Below are 17,015 nucleotides of genomic sequence, written 5' to 3' on the forward strand. Positions count from 1 at the left end.
GCCATGTCCGCTCTTCCGTCTTCAGATCCAGCGCAGCGCACCGCACTCGTCACTGGCGGCGGACGACGCATCGGCCGCGCAATCGCGGAAGATCTGGCGCTGCGCGGATGGCGGGTCGCCATTCACTGCAACACCTCCAAGAACGAGGCGGAGGAGGTGGCTCAGGGCATTCGCGATGCCGGCGGAGAGGCAGCCGTGTTCGCGGCGGATCTCGTCGACATCGAGGCTGTGGAAGGGCTCCTTCCTAGCGTCACCGGCGCCCTCGGGCCGGTCACGCTCCTCGTCAACAATGCCTCCGTCTTTTGGGATGACGCGGCAGAGAGCTTGAACGCGGAGATCTGGGACAAACAGCTCGCGATCAATCTGCGAGCGCCCATCTTCCTCACGCGCGATTTCGCCAGGCTCTTGCCGCAGGGCGTCGAAGGCCTCGTCGTCAACATCGTCGACCAACGGGTTTTGAAGCCGGACGCCGAATTCGTCTCCTATACGATTTCCAAATCCGCGCTGTGGACGGCGACGCAGACGCTTGCCCAGGCGCTCGCCCCAGATGTCCGAGTGAACGCGATCGGCCCCGGGCCCACTTTGCCCAATCCGCATGATGGCGAGGCGGGGTTCGAGCGCGAAATCGCACAGGAAACGCTTCTCGGGCGTTCCGTGGACCTCGCCGATTTCGGCCGTACCATCCGCTATTTGTGGCAGACGCGCTCTTTGACGGGCCAGTTCATTGCCCTGGACAGCGGACAGCATCTCACGTGAACAGCCGCCCTCCCCGCGGCAACAGGAGAACTCGATGGACATAGCGATGATTGGGCTCGGCCGCATGGGCGCCGGCCTCTCCCGACGCCTGATGGCATCCGGTCACACACCCTTCGTCTTCGACCGCAACCAAAGTGCGATTGATGCGCTCGCCAGCGAGGGCGCGCGGCCGCTCGCGGATCTGAAGGACGTCACCCAACTCACGCCACCCCGCGCGGTCTGGGTCATGCTCCCGCATGGCGAGGCGACCGAAAGCACGATCCGCGCCCTCGCCGACATCCTCTCCCCCGGCGACTGCATCATCGACGGCGGAAATTCCTATTATAAGGACGACGTGGCACGGCGCGCCTTTTTGGAGCCGAAGGACATCGCCTATCTCGACGTCGGTGTGTCCGGAGGCATCTGGGGAGAACGCGAAGGCTTCTGCATGATGATCGGCGGTCCAAACGAAGAAGTTTCGCGCCTCGATCCGATCTTCGCGGCCCTCGCACCCGGCATCGGCGACCTTCCGGAGACACCTGGCCGAGACGGGCGCGATCCGCGGCCTGCCCAGGGTTACATGCATTGCGGTCCGGCTGGCTCCGGCCATTTCGTCAAGATGATCCACAACGGCATCGAATACGGGCTGATGCAGGCTTACGCGGAAGGTTTCGATATTCTGCGCAATGCCGGCACAGCGGCACGCCCGGAAGACGAACGGTTCGATCTCGATTGTGCAGACATTGCCGAGGTGTGGCGCCGGGGTTCGGTGATCCGCTCATGGCTCCTTGATCTTTCGGCCTCGGCACTCGCCAAGGATCAGGCGCTCGAATCATTCCGTGGACATGTCGCCGATTCCGGCGAGGCCCGCTGGACATTGGAGGCGGCCGTCGAGGAAGAGGTTTCGGCTGCCACCATCGCGTCAGCCCTTTTCGCGCGCTACCGTTCCAGACGCGAAAGCACTTTTTCCGACAAGCTGCTTTCGGCGCTCCGCGCTGAGTTCGGTGGCCATATCGAGGGCGGGAGCAAGAGCGAAAGAGCGTGAGGCAGGTGCGCAAACGCGGACTAGCGCCTATCTTGGACGACATATGAGTGAGAACATCAGCAACGATCGGAAGGACGGCGTCGCGCAGCCAGTGGACACGGAAAACTCCGTCGCCTCTGAAGACGTCGCCACGGCCTCCGACGCACCTCGTACGCCTGCGGCAGAGCCGGTTTCCGGCATAGCGTTTGAGGAATTGCCGCCCGCCGAGCCCGGTGCGGACGTCATTGCGGCTGCCGTCAAAACCCTGCCCAACGCGCCCGGCGTCTACCGCATGATCAACGAGCACGGTCAGGTGCTCTATGTCGGCAAAGCGCGCAGCCTCAAGAAGCGCGTCGTCTCGTACACGCGGCTCGGCGGCCAGAACAACCGCATCGCCCGCATGATCCGCGCCACGGCGGCGATGGATTTCGTGCGCACCCGCACGGAAACCGAGGCGCTTCTCCTGGAAGCGAATCTCATCAAGCGTTTGCGGCCGCGCTTCAACGTTCTCCTGCGGGACGACAAGTCGTTCCCTTACATCCTGATCACCGGCGATCATGAGGCGCCGATGATCGTCAAGCACCGCGGGGCGCGCAAACGCGCGGGCGACTATTATGGGCCTTTTGCCTCGGCCGGCGCGGTCGGGCGCACGATCAATGCCTTGCAGAAGGCGTTTCTCATTCGCTCCTGCTCCGATTCCGTCTACGAGAGCAGAACCCGTCCCTGCCTCCTTTATCAAATCAAGCGCTGTTCGGCCCCCTGCACCGGGGAGATCTCGGTCGAGGATTATGCGAAGCTCGTCGAGGAGGCCCGCGCCTTCCTGTCCGGCCGAAGTCAGGCCGTGCGCACGGAGCTCGCCCAGGAAATGGAGGCCGCCTCGTCTCGCTTCGATTTCGAGCAGGCGGCAGTTTACCGCGACCGGCTGGCGGCGCTGTCGCATGTCCAGTCCCACCAGGGCGTCAACCCGCAGAGCGTCGAAGAGGCCGATGTCTTCGCCATCCATCAGGAGGGCGGCATGGCCTGCGTGCAGGTGTTCTTCTTCCGCACCGGGCAGAATTGGGGCAATCGCGCCTATTTTCCCAAAGCCGATAAGACGATGGATGCGGCTCAGATTCTGCAGGCTTTTCTGGCGCAGTTCTATGACGACAAGCCGGTCCCGAAACTCGTTCTCGCCTCCGAAGAGTTCGAGGAACGCACGCTGCTTACCGAGGCGCTCAGCGAACGCGCGGGGCATCGCATCCAGGTCCATGTTCCGCAGCGAGGAGAGAAACGTGAGCTCGTCGAGCATGCGCTCACAAATGCGCGCGAAGCGTTGGGACGGCGGCTGGCGGAAACCTCCAGCCAGGCTCGCCTGCTGCAGGGGCTCGGAGAGGCGTTTGGCCTCCCCTCTCCTCCGAGGCGCGTCGAGGTCTACGACAACAGCCACATCCAGGGCACGAATGCCGTCGGCGGGATGATCGTCGCCGGACCCGAGGGCTTTTCCAAACCGCATTATCGCAAGTTCAACATCCGCTCCGAAGAGATCACACCCGGCGACGATTTCGGCATGATGCGCGAGGTTCTCACTCGCCGCTTTTCACGGCTTCTCAAGGAGGCCGGTCCGCGCAATCCGGAAGAGCAAACGACCGAGGATGGCAGCGAAGCACAGAGCGACGCGATACCCGCCTGGCCGGATCTCATCGTCATCGACGGCGGCAAGGGGCAGCTTTCCGCCACTCTAACCGTTCTCAAAGAGCTCGGGATCGAAGATCAACCGGTGGTCAGCATCGCCAAGGGCCGCGACCGCGAAGCGGGGCGCGAGACCTTTTTCATGGCGGGGAAAGCGCCCTTTATGCTCCCCCACCGTGACCCAGTGCTCTATTTTATTCAGCGTCTGCGCGACGAGGCGCACCGTTTTGCCATCGGTTCGCACCGTGCCCGCCGAAAAAAGGCCATGACCGCCAATCCTCTCGACGAGATTTCGGGGATCGGCCCTTCGCGGAAACGTGCGCTTCTTCGGCATTTCGGCACGGCTCGCGCCGTCAGCCGCGCCGGCGTGGAAGACCTGATGGATGTGGAGGGAATCTCCGAGCAGATGGCGGAAATCATTTACGACCATTTCCACGAACACGGCGGCTGAGACAAAATGGCACCGGTCTTGGCTAACAATCAGCGTGACAATTACAAAAGTTTTGTCAGGCACTGCTATTGAGACCGTTGACACTGCGAGCGGGCAAGGAACAAGCTGAGGCATGACCATGGAAGCACAGAACGCGGCCCGCACCCCGCACATCCAGGCTTTCACGATACCGAACGTCCTGACCTACGGTCGGATCGCGGCGGCACCGCTGCTTGGTGCCTTCTTCATCCCCGAGATCGGTCCCTGGATCGCCTTCGTCATTTTCGTGGCGGCATCCGTCACCGACTATTTCGACGGCTATCTCGCTCGGATCTGGGAACAGCAATCGGCCCTCGGCCGAATGCTCGACCCGATCGCCGACAAGCTTCTCGTCGCCGTGGCGATCCTTATTCTGGTGGCGGACGGAATGCTCGCCGGCTGGACGATCTGGGCGGCAATCAACATCCTGATGCGCGAAATCCTCGTCTCCGGACTGCGCGAGTTCCTGGCGGAATTGCGCGTGAGCGTGCCAGTCACGAAGCTCGCGAAATGGAAGACGACGATGCAGCTCTTCGCGATCGCCGCGCTTTTGATCGCGCCGGCAATCCAGGGCGCCAAGAGCGGCATCATCATCGATCTCGGCCTCGCCTTCTTCTGGCTTGCGGCGATCGTGACGCTCTACACTGGCTATGATTATTTCCGCGCCGGCTTGAAGCATCTGGTGGACGAATGAGCCTCGAACTGCGTTATTTCGCGTGGGTGCGTGAGCGCATCGGAAGCCCCGGAGAGAGCCTCGACGTGCCTGGCGAAGTCACGACCGTCGGCGATTTGATCAGCTGGCTCGCCAACAAGGATGAAGGCTATGCGGCTGCGTTCGCGGAGCCGGACATCATCCGCGCCGCGATAGATCACGAGCATGTGGAGCATGACGCGGCGCTCGCAGGCGCCAAAGAGGTGGCTTTCTTCCCGCCCATGACCGGCGGCTGAATCCACCATTCTTGCAGTCACCGCACGATCTGCGTCAGCACGGCGAGGCTGAGAAAGTGATTCATGTCCTGCACAATTAGAATCCGGATCCAGCCGCAACCCTTTGATGCCGAAGAAGAAAGTAAGCAGCTGACCGAGGGGCGCAGTGATGTCGGCGCGCTCGTCACCTTCACCGGCTATTGCCGCGATGAAGGCGGCACGCTCGCCGCGCTCACGCTGGAGCACTATCCCGGCATGGCGGAGGCCGAGATCGGCCGCATCGCCGAAGAAGCCGCCGCGCGATGGCCTTTGAGCGGGCTCACAGCCATCCATCGTCATGGCCGCATCGTGCCCGGCGAACCGATCGTCCTCGTGGCTGCCGCCTCGAGCCATCGCCAGGCCGCGTTCGAGGCCGCGTCCTTCATGATGGATTATCTCAAAACCCGCGCGCCCTTCTGGAAGAAGGAAGAACGCGTCGGCGATCGTGACGGCGATTGGGTGCGGGCGAAGGCCACGGACGACGCTGCAGCCGGGCGCTGGCAGAAGCCCTGAGGCCTCTGACCGGGGCGAGATGCGGCTCTCGCCCCTCCGCAGACAGCAAAAAGGGCGCCGCAGCGCCCTTTTCAAATTCACCAGATGGCCGCGGGCGTCAGCCTGCGGCAGCCACTTTCTGAGGCGCCGAAACCGGCGTCACGGCGGCGATATAATCCTCAAACATCGTCTTCGAGATCTCGCCCGGCGTGAAGTGATACGGTCCGATCTCAGCGACCGGCGTCACCTCTGCGGCCGTCCCGGTGATGAAGCACTCGGAAAAACCGTCGAGCTCTTCGGGCATGATCGCCCGCACGTTGACCTCGATACCCCGCGCTTCTGCGAGCTCGATGACCGTCTGGCGGGTGAGACCATTGAGGAAGCAATCAGGCTCCGGCGTATGCAGCACACCATCCTTCACGAAGAAGATGTTGGCGCCCGTGCATTCGGCGACACGTCCGCGCCAATCAAGCATCATGGCATCGGCATAGCCCTTGCTCTCCGCGGCATGCTTGGAGATCGTGCAGATCATATAAAGCCCGGCGGCTTTGGCGTGGACCGGCGCGGTGCGCGGATCCGGCCGGCAATAGCTCGCGATATCGAGGCGGATGCCTTTCAGCCGCTCTTCCGGATCGAAATAAGACGGCCACTGCCAGGCGGCGATCGCCACGTTGATCCGGTTCTTCTGAGCGGAAACACCCATCATTTCGCTGCCGCGCCAGGCAAAGGGCCGCAGATATGCGTCGGTGAAGTTGTTCACCCGCAGAACTTCGGCCTTCGCCGACTCGATTTCCTCCACCGAGTAAGGCAGCTTGAAATCCAAGGTGTTGGCAGACGCGTGAAGGCGCTGCGTGTGCTGGAGGCTCTTGAAAACTACCCCTCCATAGGCGCGCTCACCCTCGAATACGCAGCTGCCGTAGTGAAGACCATGCGTCAGCACATGAATCTTTGCATCTGCCCAGTCGACGAACTCGCCATTGAGCCAGATTTTGCCTTGCATTTGATCGAAGGGAACGCCTGCCATTGATTTCTCCTACCCTTGAGCTTGCATTGCTTTCGGCGGCGCATCTTGTAAGGTTTGCGGCAAGAGCGCGCTCTTTTGGACCGTCTCTCCTGCCCAGCAACCATACACAAACGGCTTGACCTTCGTAGTCAACGACGGAAAATATGTCAACATGGCTGACGTAATTACGCCCTCACGCGAACGGATCGCGCCGATTTTTCCCAAAGAGCGCTATGACGACCTAATGTCTTTGCTCTTTTTTGCATATCGAGATTTTATTTCCGATCCGGACGCGATCCTCGCGCGCTATGAGTTCGGCCGTGCGCATCACCGGGTGCTGCATTTCGTGACGTGCCACCCTGGTATGCGCGTGGCGGACCTCTTGGACATGCTGAAGATCACCAAGCAGAGCCTCGGCCGGGTTCTGAAGCAACTCATCACGGGTGGGTACATCGAACAGCAGCCTGGCGAGACGGATCGGCGGGAAAGGCTGCTCTTCGCCACCTCAGAAGGCGAGGCGCTCGCCGCCCGTCTGCGCGAACCACAATCTCGCCGAATCGAGAGGGCATTGGCTCGTCTTGAGCCTGATGCACGCGACACCATCGCAGACTTTCTGCTCAACATGGTCAATGAAGCGGAACAGGGCGACGTGGCGCGACGGGTGTTTGAGGAAAGAACCAGCGCATGACCCTCGCCGAACAGGCGGTGCCGGCAGAGCTGCCGGACGATGCTCCCCATCTCCTCGTCATCGATGACGACAACCGCATCCGCTCCCTGCTCTCACGTTTTTTGAGGAATGGCGGTTACCGCGTGACCGTCGCCGCATCGGCGGAAGAGGCGCGACGCCATCTCTCAGCCATGACCTTTGATCTCCTCATCGTCGATGTGATGATGCCCGGCGAAAACGGCATGGATCTGGTGGCAAGCCTGCGCAAAACCGACGACGTGCCGATCCTGATGCTGACGGCGCGGTCGGAGGCAGAAAGCCGCGTGCGGGGTCTCGAGCTCGGCGCCGACGATTATCTCGCCAAGCCCTTCGAGCCGCGCGAGCTTCTTCTGCGCATCAGCAACATCTTGAAACGCGGGAGCCCGCCTCCCGTGCGCGAAATCGAATTCGTGCGCTTTGGTCCCTTCACATTCCATCTCGAGCGCGGAGAGCTGAAGCGCGGGCTGGAGCCGATCCGTCTCACCGACCGCGAGCGCGAATTGCTCACAGCCTTCTCCAGCCGCCCGGGCGAAACCGTGCCTCGCCATGAGCTTTTGTCCAGCTCCGATGCGAGCGGCGAGCGCACCGTCGACGTGCAGGTCAACCGATTGCGGCGCAAGATCGAAGCCGATCCTTCAAATCCGGTGCATCTGCAGACGGTTCGCGGCATCGGCTACCGGTTGATGGTCGACTGATATCTGATGTCGCGAGCGCCGTTCCTTAGACGTGCAGTCTCGGCCGTCTTCCCTGATCGGGGCACGCCTGCGCGCCTCAATCGCCAGGGCCTGCGTCGCTCACTCAGACGTTGGCGCCGCCGGCTCAAACGCATCCGGCCGTTCGGCGGGCTCGGCGACCGGCTCATGGGGCGCATGCCGAAGGGGCTCTTCGCCCGCTCCATTCTGATCGTCGTCACCCCGATCGTCATTCTCCAGGCGATCGTTGCCTATGTCTTCATGGAGCGGCACTGGCAGCTCGTGACCGAGCGCCTGTCGCAATCGCTCACCGGCGACATCGCCGCTCTCATCGCGGTCATCGAACGCTATCCCCACGAGCCCGGCTATCTCGACGTCACACGGCTCGCGGCCGATACGTTTCAGCTCACCGTCTCTATCTTGCCGCCGGATCCCCTGCCGCCGCCCGTTCCAAAGCCCTTCTTCTCCCTTCTCGACCACACCTTGTCCGAGCAGATCACTCAGGTGATCGGCCGCCCGTTCTGGATCGACACCGTCGGCAATTCCGATCTCGTCGAGATCCGCATTCGGCTCGACGATGTGGTCCTGCGCGTCTTTGCGCCGCGTCGCCGCGCCTATGCCTCCAATTCGCACATCTTCCTCGTCTGGATGAGCGGCAGCGCCCTCATCCTGCTGGCGATCGCACTGTTGTTTCTGCGCAATCAGATCAAGCCGATCGTCGCCCTCGCCTATGCGGCCGAGAGTTTTGGCAAAGGCCGCAACGTGGAGAACTTCAAGCCCCGGGGAGCCCGGGAGGTCCGGCAGGCGAGCCAGGCATTCCTCGACATGCGCGAGCGCATCGAACGGCAGATCGAGCAACGCACCACGATGCTGTCGGGCGTGAGCCATGACCTCAGAACCATTCTGACGCGGTTCCGCCTGGAGCTCGCTCTCCTGCCGGAGGGCGAAGAAAGCCAGGCGATGCAGAATGACGTCGAAGAGATGAGCCGTATGCTGGAGGATTATCTGGCCTTCGCCAAGGGTGACGCGGGCGAAGAAACGGAGGCCGTGGTGCTGCCCGATCTCCTCGAAACCCTTGCCGACCACGCGCGGCGAAGCGGCGACGCGGTGGTGCTGAACTTCTCGGGCGAACCGGAGATCCATGTACGCCCGACAGCTCTCGCGCGTTGCATCTCAAACCTTCTCACGAACGCAGCAAAATTCGCCGATCGCGTCGAGATCAGCGCCACCCATCGCGACGGGATCCTGGAAATCACCATCGATGACGATGGGCCGGGCATACCCGACGAGGATAAGGAAGCGGTGTTTCGCCCGTTCTACAGGCTGGATGATGCCCGCAATGTCGATGTCGGGGGAACGGGGCTTGGACTTGCCATCGCGCGCGACATTGCCCGCAGCCATGGCGGCGACATTGCCCTGGAAGACAGCAGGCTCGGCGGATTGAGAGCGGTGGTGACTATTCCGGCGTAGCGGCCATCAGAAAAGCCGCCCACCGACGGGCACCTCGAGATTGGGCTCGATCAGCACGACCTCTCCATCGGCATCGGGAACGCCGAGCGTCAGAACCTCGGAGCGCATTGGACCGATTTGGCGCGGAGGAAAATTCACGACGGCAAGAACTTGCCGTCCGACCAGTTCGCCCGGTTCATAATGTTTGGTGATCTGCGCGGAGGATTTCTTCTGCCCGATCTCCTCGCCGAAATCGATGAGAAGCCTGTAAGCGGGTTTGCGCGCTTCCGGAAACGGGGCAGCCTCGACGATGCGACCGACACGGATATCGACTTTCAGAAAATCATCGAAGGCGATCGTCTCGCAAACAGGATCGCTCATCGTCACGCGGCTCCGCTGGCCTGGGAGCCCTCGGACGGTGCCGCCTCTTCAGGCGCCGGCGCGCTTCGCGGCGCTGTGTGGCGGCGGCCTCCGGGCGGTCGCGGCAGGAAACGCGCCAGCCGATCGAGACGCATCACCGCCCGCTCGCCCTTGCGGAGTTCGCGATCGAGCGCCGACATCGTGCGCGCAAGACCCGGGTCATCGTCGGTCAGCCATGTGCGCATCACCCGACTCCACAGGAAAGCCAGTCCCTGCGCCCGAACCAGTCCTCCCGGTCCGCCAGACGAAATACCGGCCGCCGTCATCATCCAAGCCATCGACGTGACAAGGTGCCGGTTCAGCTCTGCGGCCAGAAGCGGGTCGCGCCTCGCCGAATGGGCAAGGCCCGAAACGGCATGCTTATGGGTCCCCAAAGCTTCAAAGCGCGAGAACAGCACATCGAAGAGCCGTTCGCGGCGGCTTTCGAACGCCATGTCCGGATCGAGATTGGAAAGGACGGCGCGGTCGGTTCGCCGAGAAAAATCCCCGAGGATGTCGCCCCGACCGTCATAGGTTTCGCGCAATTGCTGCAAGGTCACACCCGCCGCGTCGGCGATATCGGCGAGCGTCACGTCATCCCAGTCGCGCTCGGCCACGAGGTCGAGCAACGCGTCGATGATCTTGTCGCGGGTTTTGGCAGTGGCCATCGTGGTCAATTCCCTTCTGCCCTCAAATATGGCGTGGCGCTCTTGTAGATAGAGGCCGCAATGACGGGGCAAGACCCTGCCACAATGCCGCAGGCTTCGCTCAGCCGAGCTCGATCGAACGCCGTTTGGCGGCAGCGACGGCCTCGCGCATCAAATCGACGAGACCATGCTCGGCCATCAACACATCGAGGGCCGCCTGGGTGGTACCACCCGGAGACGTCACGTTCCGGCGCAGTTCCTCCGCAGCCAGCGGACTTCCAGCGAGAAGCGCTCCGCCGCCGACCACCGTCTGCCGCGCAAGCTGCATGGAAAGCTCCGCCGGCAATCCGGCGGCTTCGCCGGCGGCGGCCATCGCCTCGACGAGATGGAAGACGTAAGCCGGGCCTGACCCCGACACCGCCGTCACCGCATCGATCAGCCCTTCATCGTCGATCCAGGCAATCTCTCCGGTCGGGCGCATCAGGGCATCGACCAGAGCGCGGTCCTGCTCGCTCACCGCATCGTTGCCCACCGCCACGGCCATGCCTGCTCCGACCTGAGCCGGGGTATTGGGCATAATCCGGACGATGCGCGATGAGGCCTCAAACCCTTTCGCCAATCGGCCGAGACCGATGCCGGCGGCGACCGAGATGATCAATGTCTCTTTGCCTGCGTAGAGCGCGGCCTCCGGCAGGACGTTGTCCATCTGCTGCGGCTTGACGGCAAGGACCAGGACACGCGGTGCTCGGTCGACTTCCTCGGCTCCGTTCGAAATGGCCACGCCGCGGGCGCCGAGCTCCTGCGCCCTCTCCGGCGAAAGCCCAGGATCGCGGACGATCGTCCGTTCCGGCCGAAGCCCGGCGGAAAGCCACGCCTCCAGCATGGCGCCCCCCATCCGTCCGGCTCCGATCAGGAGAACAGGCCCAGTCTCGGAAAGAGGCGCTTCGACGGTCATCGTCTATGCCTCTCCGAGCGTCTCGAAAAGAACCGAACCCAGAGCCTCCTCGGGAGACTTTCCGGCCCAGATGACGAACTGGAAGGCCTGGTAGTAGCGCTCACAGGCTTCAACAGCCGCGGAAAGAATTCCCTCAAGCTGACCGGTGTTGACCTCGGCCCCGTCGGAAAGAAGCAATGCGCTTCGATACATGATGACGCCTTCGGCCTGCCAGAGATCGAAATGGCCGATCCACAATTGCTCGTTCACCAGCGCCAGAAGACGCATGATTTCCGTCTTGCGGCGCTCACTGACACGAAAATCGAAGGCGGCAGCAAGATGCATCGCCTCCAGTTCTTCCATCCATGACAGAGAAATATTGTAGTCGCAGAAGCTGCCGGCGATCGAAACGGTAATTTCGTCCTCGCCGGACCGGTCAAAACTCCAATCGTGATAGGTGGCGATCTGCTCCACCAGGTCGACAAGATTTCCGGCGGCAGCGGTCTGAAAATCGAGCAGGCTCATAATTGGCCCTCGCATCTTGGGAGGTTGCAAGGCATCGGAAAGTGATGGGACGCGATGAGAATCAGCAGCTCCTTCAGTTCTTTAGCCTTAGGTGTGGGCGTGTCGATTTGATGACGCCACGAATCTCTTCTGTTTCCAAGTATAGGAACGAAGGCGTGCCGCAAAACCCGCAGCTCGGTCGGAGACGGCTTTTCCACGACCGATCGCCCGACGCCGAACCCGACGTCGGGGGCCGTTATCGCGCGGACGGGAAATGTCAGTCGGCGAGAGGCCCTTCCTCGTCGGCCGCAAGCCGTGCTTCGTCGCCGGCAAGCCGCGCTTCGAGAGCAGCGACACGCTGCTGCAAGGCCTCGTTCTCTGCGCGCGCCTTCAAAGCCATGTCACGAACGGTTTCGAACTCCTCGCGCTGGATGAGATCGAGCTCGGACATGATCCGCTCAAGCTGAGAGCGCATCGCCGTTTCGGCTTCGCGCCGCACCCCCTGGGCTACCCCCGTCGCATCCGTCATCAGCTTGGCGAATTCGTCCATGAGGCGATTGGAGGTCTGCGTCATCGGGATCCCTTTCCGGCATTGTTTGGCACTGACGCCAGGCGTTCCTTCGGTGGCGCTGCGGCATACAGAGGGTGAGATATAGGAGCTCAATGCCCTGCCGCAAGCGGAGAGACAAGGGCGTGGGGTCGCGGGAGAGCACGTGCGGTGGCGGCACCCCGCGCCCGGTTGACCCGCAGCGCCATTCTGGGCAAGGGTCCGGCGCGCTTTAAACAGAAGCATCGTGAACTCCCGTGGCCCTGCCGTTTCCGAAGATCGATCCCGTTGCCGTGGAGATCGGCCCCCTCGCCGTGCGCTGGTACGGTCTCGCCTACTTTGTCGGCATCCTTCTCGGCTGGTGGTACGCGAGGCGGCAGACGAATAATCCCCGCCTCTGGCAGGGAGACCGAGCGCCTCTCACGGTCGCAGATCTCGACGATTTCGTCTTATGGATCACCGTAGGCATCATTTTCGGTGGGCGGCTCGGATATGCCCTCTTCTACCAGCCAGACCACTTCTTGAACGAGCCGCTCGCCTTCTTTCGGCTATGGGAAGGAGGAATGTCGTTCCACGGCGGTCTGATCGGCACGATCGTGGCCATGATGGCGTTCTCCTGGAAACGCGGCCTTCCATTGATGTCGCTTTTCGACGTCGTATCGACCGCCGTCCCCTTCGGCCTCTTTTTCGGCCGGATCGCCAATTTCATCAACGGCGAGCTCTTCGGGCGCCCGACGGACGTTCCCTGGGCAATGGTGTTTCCGGGCGGCGGCGGCGTTCCAAGACATCCGAGCCAGCTTTACGAAGCGGCTCTTGAGGGTATCCTGCTGTTCCTCATTCTGCGGCTCCTGACGCATCATTTCAGGAGTTTGCGCTATCCCGGGCTGACGAGCGGCGTTTTCCTCATCTTTTACGGAGCGTTCCGCATCTTCGTCGAGTTTTTCCGCCAGCCTGACCCGCAGCTCGGTTTCATCGCGGCCTTTCTTACAATGGGCATGATCTTGTCGCTTCCCATGATCCTGATCGGTGCCGGCGCCGTCATCTATGCGTTGCGGCGCGGCCCGCGAACGCCGGAGGTTCGGGTGTGACGGGGACACTTTCAGATGCGCTGAAAGACATCATCCGCACCAACGGACCGATGACGCTTGCAAGCTGGATGGGCCATTGCCTCGGCCATCCCGAACACGGCTATTACGTCACTCGCGACCCGTTCGGCGCGAGCGGGGATTTCATCACGGCCCCCGAAGTGAGCCAGATGTTCGGAGAGATCATCGGGGCCTGGGTCATCGATCTGTGGCAACAGGCGGGCTGCCCGCAGCCCATCAATCTCGTCGAGCTCGGGCCCGGCCGCGGCACCTTGATGAGCGACATTCTGCGGGTCGTGCGTCTCAAACCGAACTTCTGCAGCGCGCTATCCGTGCATCTCGTGGAGACGAGCCCCGTCCTTGCCAAGGCGCAGGAAACGGCACTCGCCTCCTTCGCCGGCCGCAAAGAATGGCATGAAAGCCTCCAGACGCTGCCGCAGGGTCCGCTTTTTGTCGTCGCCAACGAGTTTTTCGATGCGCTGCCGATCCGTCAGTTCGTCTTCAGGCGGGGGAGCTGGGAGGAGCGCATGCTCGGCCTCGATGCCGAAGGAGAGCTCACTTTCGGCTTCGGACCCGGGCGCCCGGAAAATGTCCCGTTCGAGCCGCAGGAAGGCGATGTCTGGGAAGAGCGGCCTGCAGCGGCTCCGATTGTGGCCGAGTTGGCGGAGCGCTTTGCAAGCGACGGCGGCGGCGCCCTCATCATCGACTACGGACATGGCGAGGCGGGTTTCGGAGACACGCTTCAGGCGGTCGCCCGGCACGAATTCGCCGATCCGCTGAAGAGGCCTGGCGAAGTTGATCTGACGGCCCACGTCGATTTTTCGGCGCTGTCCGATGCGGCCTTCGCGGCCGGCGCCGATGTCTATGGCCCCATGCACCAGGGTGAGTTTCTTTTGCATCTCGGGCTCGTCGAGCGTGCCGGACGACTCGGATTCGGGCGCAGCGAAGAGGAGCAGGAGGCGCTTCGAAACGAGGTGACCCGCCTCGCCGGCCCTGAGGAAATGGGGGAGCTCTTCAAAGTTCTGGCCATCGTCAAGCCGGGGCTCGTACCGGCACCCTTTGCCGCCTCGTAGATTTCAGATGGGCGCGCGGACAGCCTCTGGCGGTCTCCCGCAACACGACCATCCGTTTCGGCGCAGACACGCCTCATCCCGACAGGAAGGACAGATGATGCCGCTCTCTCGCTCTTTTCGCTCATTGCTCGCAGCAGGGCTCATCGCTGCCGGCGGAAGCGCTTTCGCTCAGGGCGCAGGACCGATCGAGGTCGGCGATCTCACGATCAGCCATGCGTGGACGCGGGCGACGCCTCCAGGCGCACCGTCGGCCGGCGGCTATCTCACGATCTCCAATGCGGGTTCTGAATCAGATCGTCTCGTCTCCGTCTCCGCTCCCTTCGCGAAGGAAAGCGTCGTCCATTCCATGAGCATGCAGGACGGCGTCATGAAAATGCGGGCGATGAGCGAGGGCCTCGAGATTCAGCCGGGTGAGAGCGTGACGCTGGAGCCCGGCGGAAACCACGTGATGTTCATGGGCCTCAGGTCTGCCTTGACCGAGGGAAAGTCGGTTCCGGCGACCCTCACTTTCGCACGAGCAGGAAAAGTGGAGATCTCTTTGCCGACGGCCAGGATCGGAGCCACGCAGCCTCCTGAAGCCTCGAAGTAAGGCCCGGGAAACGCTGCGACCATGCATTTCCAGCAAATCCTGTTGGGCGCCTGTGCCTTGCTCATCGCGGCTTCCGCGGGGCCCGCGAAAGCGCTTGCCCAGCAGCCGGGTGAAGCCTCGGGCGGCACCGTGCGCGTTCATTCAGGCTTCGCACGGGCAACGGCGGGACAGGCCTTGGATACCGCCGCCTACCTCGTCATCACCAACACCGGCCTGCAGCCGGAGCGCCTTCTTTATGTGGAAACGCCTTCTGCCGATCGGGGCGAGCTGCGGCAGACGAGCTTCAATGAAGACGGCGCCATCGAGACACGCCGGCTCAGAAGCATCAGCATTCCGCCCGGCCGCACGATCAGGCTCAAGCCGGGCGGCGAACATGTCGTCTTGTGCGGACTTGCAAAGCCTCTCGCAAAAAACCAACGAATCCCGGTCACGCTCACTTTCGCCAAAGCGGGCCGCATCGACATCTCGTTGCCCGTTGCCACAGCCGGCGCAAGACAACCGCCGAGCTGAAGACGATGGGGGAAACGATCATGGGTCGACAGCCTATTATTTCATTGTGGGCGATGCTCCCGCGTGATCCGATCTCGACCAGCCATTCAACGACCTTGAGAGAAGAATGTCTCTGACACCGATCCAGGCTGATGCCCTCGCCTTCCCCAATATCCGTCACGCCTTCTTCACGCGGGAGGGCGGTGTCTCGGAAGGCATCTATGCGAGCCTCAATACCGGGCTCGGCTCCGCAGATGACCGTCTGCATATCCTGGAGAATCGCGCCCGGGCCTGCCGTCATCTGGAGGTCGCGCCGGAGCAACTGGCCACACCCCATCAGATCCACAGCAGCGACGCGACGGTGGTCCACGAGGTCTGGGCGCCCGGCGAGGGTCCGCGTTGCGATGCGCTGGTGACAGACCGGCGCGGCGTCCTCCTCGGCATCGGCACCGCCGATTGCGGCCCGGTTCTTTTTGCCGATGCGAAGGCCGGCGTGATCGGCGCGGCGCATGCCGGCTGGAAAGGCGCATTTTCCGGCGTACTCGAAGCCACCATCGACGCAATGGCACAACTCGGCGCCGAGCAATCCTCGATCGTCGCCGTTCTGGGCCCGACGATCTCCGCCAAAAACTACGAGGTCGGTGCGGATTTTGTGGACCGCTTTCTCTCCGCGGATGGAGAGAACGAGAGATTCTTCTCCGCATCGGAGCGGGCTGGCCATTCGATGTTCGATCTTCCCGCTTATATTTTGAAGCGCCTGCGGGAGGCGGGCATCGAAGCTCACACCCTCGATCTTTGCACCTATGCGGATGAAGACCGCTTCTTTTCCTATCGTCGCACGACCCATCGCGGCGAAAAGGATTATGGACGCCTGCTCTCAGCAATTGTCCTGGCATAGGCCGAAAGCACGAGGTGCGTCTGTCTGCCATGCATAGACGCAGGGGACAGGCGGCGTTAGCTGGTGGACGTCGGCACGGTCAGCCGGTATGAGGCCCTTCTGAAAAGGCTTGATTATGCGACTGTCTCCGCTGCTGGCGTTTCTCGCGCTCATCCCTCTGGCGGCTTGCAACCCCGCCCTCAACACGGGCGGGCCAGGTGCTTCCGTGTCCAGTTCAAGCAAGGTCACGACAGACGCACGGATTGCCTTCGCACCCTTGACCGGGCCGCCCCAGAAAATCGCAGACGCGCTTGCCGTCGAAGTGGCACGTGGCGCGACGAGCCGGGGAATCGCGCTCGCCAACTTTCAGGATGCGACCGCCAATTACACGATGAAGGGTTATCTTTCGGCGGTCGCGGAAGACGACGGGACACTCGTCGTCTATGTCTGGGACGTGCTGTCGCCCGATTTGAAGCGCGTGCATCGGATTGCCGGAAAGATCATGATTGAACGCAAGGCGAGCGATCCATGGTCCGCCGTCGACGACAAGACGCTCGCGCTCGTCACTCAGGAAACACTCGACAAACTGACATCCTGGCTTGCGTCCGGTTGATCGACGCACACAGTTCGCTATACGCCAGCCTTGCCGCCGTGCAGGGCGACCCCG

At 62.5% G+C, this 17,015-nt stretch carries 21 protein-coding genes; 15 read left to right on the top strand and 6 right to left on the bottom strand.

Features of this window, described 5'->3' with window-relative positions; translation table 11 throughout:
• Positions 1-3 precede the first annotated feature (3 nt).
• From BLP76_RS15190 to BLP76_RS15215, 6 genes are all read left to right on the top strand, one after another.
• Complete coding sequence (locus BLP76_RS15190; RefSeq protein ID WP_092815187.1) at positions 4-756, top strand: SDR family oxidoreductase; 753 nt, start codon at positions 4-6, stop codon at positions 754-756.
• 34 nt (positions 757-790) lie between these two features.
• The gene (gene gnd / locus BLP76_RS15195) at positions 791-1,780 is read left to right on the top strand and encodes a phosphogluconate dehydrogenase (NAD(+)-dependent, decarboxylating) (protein ID WP_092815190.1); all 990 of its coding nucleotides are present in this window, start codon (positions 791-793) and stop codon (positions 1,778-1,780) included.
• 43 nt (positions 1,781-1,823) lie between these two features.
• On the top strand, positions 1,824-3,878 hold the full coding sequence (uvrC, locus tag BLP76_RS15200; RefSeq protein ID WP_092815193.1) for an excinuclease ABC subunit UvrC: 2,055 nt from the start codon (positions 1,824-1,826) through the stop codon (positions 3,876-3,878).
• Between the two features lie 112 nt (positions 3,879-3,990).
• Positions 3,991-4,590 (top strand): CDP-diacylglycerol--glycerol-3-phosphate 3-phosphatidyltransferase, encoded by a 600-nt coding sequence (pgsA, locus tag BLP76_RS15205; protein ID WP_244514609.1) that lies wholly within the window; start codon positions 3,991-3,993, stop codon positions 4,588-4,590.
• Positions 4,587-4,844 (top strand): molybdopterin converting factor subunit 1, encoded by a 258-nt coding sequence (gene moaD, locus BLP76_RS15210; RefSeq protein ID WP_092815196.1) that lies wholly within the window; start codon positions 4,587-4,589, stop codon positions 4,842-4,844. The genes pgsA and moaD overlap by 4 nt, the downstream gene beginning before the upstream one ends.
• 63 nt (positions 4,845-4,907) lie before the next feature.
• On the top strand, positions 4,908-5,375 hold the full coding sequence (locus tag BLP76_RS15215) for a molybdenum cofactor biosynthesis protein MoaE (protein WP_092815199.1): 468 nt from the start codon (positions 4,908-4,910) through the stop codon (positions 5,373-5,375).
• Positions 5,376-5,472: 97 nt separating this feature from the next.
• Here the strand turns inward: BLP76_RS15215 and BLP76_RS15220 are convergent, their stop codons facing one another.
• Positions 5,473-6,378, bottom strand: coding sequence for a branched-chain amino acid aminotransferase (locus tag BLP76_RS15220; protein ID WP_092815202.1), 906 nt, complete (start codon positions 6,376-6,378; stop codon positions 5,473-5,475).
• A 115-nt stretch (positions 6,379-6,493) separates the two neighbouring features.
• Between BLP76_RS15220 and BLP76_RS15225 the strand changes: the two genes are divergently transcribed.
• The 3 genes from BLP76_RS15225 (at position 6,494) to BLP76_RS15235 (ending at position 9,225) form a co-directional block, all read left to right on the top strand.
• Complete coding sequence (locus BLP76_RS15225) at positions 6,494-7,045, top strand: MarR family winged helix-turn-helix transcriptional regulator (protein ID WP_244514610.1); 552 nt, start codon at positions 6,494-6,496, stop codon at positions 7,043-7,045.
• Positions 7,042-7,758, top strand: coding sequence for a response regulator (locus BLP76_RS15230; RefSeq protein WP_092815208.1), 717 nt, complete (start codon positions 7,042-7,044; stop codon positions 7,756-7,758). Before BLP76_RS15225 ends, BLP76_RS15230 begins: the two co-directional genes overlap by 4 nt.
• A gap of 90 nt (positions 7,759-7,848) precedes the next feature.
• Positions 7,849-9,225: an ATP-binding protein gene (locus BLP76_RS15235; protein ID WP_420867628.1), complete on the top strand. Its 1,377-nt coding sequence runs from the start codon at positions 7,849-7,851 to the stop codon at positions 9,223-9,225.
• Positions 9,226-9,231: 6 nt separating this feature from the next.
• Here BLP76_RS15235 and BLP76_RS15240 read toward each other — a convergent pair whose 3' ends face one another.
• The 5 genes from BLP76_RS15240 to BLP76_RS15260 all read right to left on the bottom strand — a co-directional run bounded on the left by BLP76_RS15240 (position 9,232) and on the right by BLP76_RS15260 (position 12,262).
• Positions 9,232-9,585, bottom strand: a complete 354-nt coding sequence (locus BLP76_RS15240; RefSeq protein ID WP_092815211.1) for a tRNA-binding protein — start codon at positions 9,583-9,585, stop codon at positions 9,232-9,234.
• 2 nt (positions 9,586-9,587) lie between these two features.
• The gene (locus BLP76_RS15245; RefSeq protein ID WP_092815214.1) at positions 9,588-10,271 is read right to left on the bottom strand and encodes a TetR family transcriptional regulator; all 684 of its coding nucleotides are present in this window, start codon (positions 10,269-10,271) and stop codon (positions 9,588-9,590) included.
• Between the two features lie 100 nt (positions 10,272-10,371).
• A complete protein-coding gene (gene proC, locus BLP76_RS15250) occupies positions 10,372-11,205 on the bottom strand; it encodes a pyrroline-5-carboxylate reductase (RefSeq protein WP_092815217.1) in 834 nt (277 codons plus the stop codon).
• Between the two features lie 3 nt (positions 11,206-11,208).
• Complete coding sequence (locus BLP76_RS15255; RefSeq protein ID WP_092815220.1) at positions 11,209-11,709, bottom strand: type III secretion system chaperone family protein; 501 nt, start codon at positions 11,707-11,709, stop codon at positions 11,209-11,211.
• 256 nt (positions 11,710-11,965) lie between these two features.
• Complete coding sequence (locus BLP76_RS15260; protein WP_092815223.1) at positions 11,966-12,262, bottom strand: accessory factor UbiK family protein; 297 nt, start codon at positions 12,260-12,262, stop codon at positions 11,966-11,968.
• A gap of 230 nt (positions 12,263-12,492) precedes the next feature.
• Here BLP76_RS15260 and lgt point away from each other — a divergent pair, with 230 nt between their 5' ends.
• From lgt to BLP76_RS15290, 6 genes are all read left to right on the top strand, one after another.
• On the top strand, positions 12,493-13,323 hold the full coding sequence (lgt, locus tag BLP76_RS15265; protein ID WP_244514611.1) for a prolipoprotein diacylglyceryl transferase: 831 nt from the start codon (positions 12,493-12,495) through the stop codon (positions 13,321-13,323).
• Positions 13,320-14,393, top strand: a complete 1,074-nt coding sequence (locus tag BLP76_RS15270; RefSeq protein ID WP_200170578.1) for a class I SAM-dependent methyltransferase — start codon at positions 13,320-13,322, stop codon at positions 14,391-14,393. The genes lgt and BLP76_RS15270 overlap by 4 nt, the downstream gene beginning before the upstream one ends.
• 94 nt (positions 14,394-14,487) lie before the next feature.
• Positions 14,488-14,982, top strand: a complete 495-nt coding sequence (locus BLP76_RS15275; RefSeq protein ID WP_244514612.1) for a copper chaperone PCu(A)C — start codon at positions 14,488-14,490, stop codon at positions 14,980-14,982.
• Between the two features lie 21 nt (positions 14,983-15,003).
• Positions 15,004-15,492, top strand: coding sequence for a copper chaperone PCu(A)C (locus tag BLP76_RS15280; protein WP_092815226.1), 489 nt, complete (start codon positions 15,004-15,006; stop codon positions 15,490-15,492).
• Positions 15,493-15,598: 106 nt separating this feature from the next.
• Positions 15,599-16,369 (top strand): peptidoglycan editing factor PgeF, encoded by a 771-nt coding sequence (gene pgeF / locus BLP76_RS15285; protein WP_092815229.1) that lies wholly within the window; start codon positions 15,599-15,601, stop codon positions 16,367-16,369.
• A gap of 205 nt (positions 16,370-16,574) precedes the next feature.
• Positions 16,575-16,961: a hypothetical protein gene (locus tag BLP76_RS15290; protein ID WP_139163759.1), complete on the top strand. Its 387-nt coding sequence runs from the start codon at positions 16,575-16,577 to the stop codon at positions 16,959-16,961.
• Positions 16,962-17,015 lie beyond the last annotated feature (54 nt).

The organism is Afifella marina DSM 2698, from assembly GCF_900102695.1.
Classification (GTDB): Bacteria; Pseudomonadota; Alphaproteobacteria; order Rhizobiales; family Afifellaceae; genus Afifella; species Afifella marina.

Bases quoted from the DNA above. Each gene is read 5' to 3' on its own strand.
- BLP76_RS15190 (WP_092815187.1), top strand. From the start codon at position 4: ATGTCCGCTCTTCCGTCTTCAGATCCAGCGCAGCGCACCGCACTCGTC.
- gnd (WP_092815190.1), top strand. From the start codon at position 791: ATGGACATAGCGATGATTGGGCTCGGCCGCATGGGCGCCGGCCTCTCC.
- uvrC (WP_092815193.1), top strand. From the start codon at position 1,824: ATGAGTGAGAACATCAGCAACGATCGGAAGGACGGCGTCGCGCAGCCA.
- pgsA (WP_244514609.1), top strand. From the start codon at position 3,991: ATGACCATGGAAGCACAGAACGCGGCCCGCACCCCGCACATCCAGGCT.
- moaD (WP_092815196.1), top strand. From the start codon at position 4,587: ATGAGCCTCGAACTGCGTTATTTCGCGTGGGTGCGTGAGCGCATCGGA.
- BLP76_RS15215 (WP_092815199.1), top strand. From the start codon at position 4,908: ATGTCCTGCACAATTAGAATCCGGATCCAGCCGCAACCCTTTGATGCC.
- BLP76_RS15220 (WP_092815202.1), bottom strand. From the start codon at position 6,378: ATGGCAGGCGTTCCCTTCGATCAAATGCAAGGCAAAATCTGGCTCAAT.
- BLP76_RS15230 (WP_092815208.1), top strand. From the start codon at position 7,042: ATGACCCTCGCCGAACAGGCGGTGCCGGCAGAGCTGCCGGACGATGCT.
- BLP76_RS15240 (WP_092815211.1), bottom strand. From the start codon at position 9,585: ATGAGCGATCCTGTTTGCGAGACGATCGCCTTCGATGATTTTCTGAAA.
- BLP76_RS15245 (WP_092815214.1), bottom strand. From the start codon at position 10,271: ATGGCCACTGCCAAAACCCGCGACAAGATCATCGACGCGTTGCTCGAC.
- proC (WP_092815217.1), bottom strand. From the start codon at position 11,205: ATGACCGTCGAAGCGCCTCTTTCCGAGACTGGGCCTGTTCTCCTGATC.
- BLP76_RS15255 (WP_092815220.1), bottom strand. From the start codon at position 11,709: ATGAGCCTGCTCGATTTTCAGACCGCTGCCGCCGGAAATCTTGTCGAC.
- BLP76_RS15260 (WP_092815223.1), bottom strand. From the start codon at position 12,262: ATGACGCAGACCTCCAATCGCCTCATGGACGAATTCGCCAAGCTGATG.
- BLP76_RS15275 (WP_244514612.1), top strand. From the start codon at position 14,488: ATGATGCCGCTCTCTCGCTCTTTTCGCTCATTGCTCGCAGCAGGGCTC.
- BLP76_RS15280 (WP_092815226.1), top strand. From the start codon at position 15,004: ATGCATTTCCAGCAAATCCTGTTGGGCGCCTGTGCCTTGCTCATCGCG.
- pgeF (WP_092815229.1), top strand. From the start codon at position 15,599: ATGTCTCTGACACCGATCCAGGCTGATGCCCTCGCCTTCCCCAATATC.